The 1,144-nt window shown below is 64.8% G+C and carries 2 protein-coding genes and 1 pseudogene; 1 reads left to right on the forward strand and 2 read right to left on the reverse strand.

Annotated elements, in window-relative coordinates; all coding sequences use genetic code 11:
• Positions 1-136, forward strand: a pseudogene (locus OP495_RS18040) (taurine catabolism dioxygenase TauD); the annotation flags it as partial.
• A gap of 123 nt (positions 137-259) precedes the next feature.
• Here the strand turns inward: OP495_RS18040 and OP495_RS18045 are convergent.
• The gene (locus OP495_RS18045) at positions 260-745 is read right to left on the reverse strand and encodes a thioesterase family protein (protein WP_280571153.1); all 486 of its coding nucleotides are present in this window, start codon (positions 743-745) and stop codon (positions 260-262) included.
• A partial coding sequence (locus tag OP495_RS18050; protein WP_280571154.1) for a 3-hydroxyacyl-CoA dehydrogenase family protein occupies positions 745-1,144 on the reverse strand: 400 nt, incomplete at its 5' end. The genes OP495_RS18045 and OP495_RS18050, both read right to left, overlap by 1 nt.

Below are 1,144 nucleotides of genomic sequence, written 5' to 3' on the forward strand. Positions count from 1 at the left end.
CGCCTTCGATGTCGGCCAGGGCGGCCGGCGTTGGCTGCAAGGCTGCTATCTCGAGCGTGACGAAGCCCGCTCGCGGCTACGCATGCTACGCCGCGCCCACCGCCAGCAACGTGTCGAGGTACTCGGCCAAGGCTGATCCAGAGCCAGGACTGATTGAGGCGCACGACGGCACGTGCAAACACGCAAGAACCCGCCCATGGCAGGACATGGGCGGGTTCTTGCAGCAAGGAAGGACCAATGATCCGCCTTCGATTCAACGTTAGCGGCGTACGATCCCGATACGCCGCCCGGCGGCGCTTGGCCACTCGTCTCCGGCGGACGGCAATGTCTCGATAACCGCCGCGACCGGTTCGGGAAACGGTCCGGGCCTCCCGCTAGCGACATCGATGCCCATCAGCATCTGCTCGCTGGTCGCCAGCGGGTCGCCATCGACGTTGGTCAGCGTGAACAACACATGCAATCGCTTGGCATCATAATCGAGCAGCGTCAATTCGACCGCCAGCGCCTCACCGCGATGCGCTTGTTGGCGATAACAGAGATGCGTCTCGAGAGTATAGAGCGTATAGCCATGCTCGGCGCGACCGGCGGCGTCGAGGCCGAGACGATCCATCAACGCCTCGACGGCCAGCGAGAACACCCGCGCGTACTCGGCATCGTTCATGTGGCCGTTGTAGTCGACCCAGGCGTCGTCCACCCGAGTTTCCAGCAAGGGGCCGAAAGTTGAGCTGTCTGGCGTCCGGCTCATCAGATGCGCCCCTCGAGCCCTTCGGCTTCCGGCCAGTACTTGCGGGTCAATGCCAGCAGCTCGGTAAGGAAGGCGTCACGTCGCGTTTCCAGTTCGGCGACACTGCGCCCGGCGGCCTGATGCTCGCAACCGTCGGCGACCTTCTCGATCAACTCGTCGGTCAGTTCCGGCGCTTCGAGCTTAGTCCACGGCAGCTTCAGTGCCGGCCCGAACTGATGCAGCATGTGGCGCATGCCGCCCTCGCCACCGGCCAGGTGGAACGTCAGGAAGGTGCCCATCAGCGACCAGCGCAGACCCGCGCCATAGACCACGGCGGCATCGATCTCCTCGGTGGTGGCGACGCCGTCGTTGACCAGATGCAGCGCCTCGCGCCACAGCGCTTCCATCAGACGGTCGGCG

The sequence above is a fragment of the Chromohalobacter sp. 296-RDG genome (genome assembly GCF_029889885.1).
Classification (GTDB): Bacteria; Pseudomonadota; Gammaproteobacteria; order Pseudomonadales; family Halomonadaceae; genus Chromohalobacter.

Bases quoted from the DNA above. Each gene is read 5' to 3' on its own strand.
- OP495_RS18045 (WP_280571153.1), bottom strand. From the start codon at position 745: ATGAGCCGGACGCCAGACAGCTCAACTTTCGGCCCCTTGCTGGAAACT.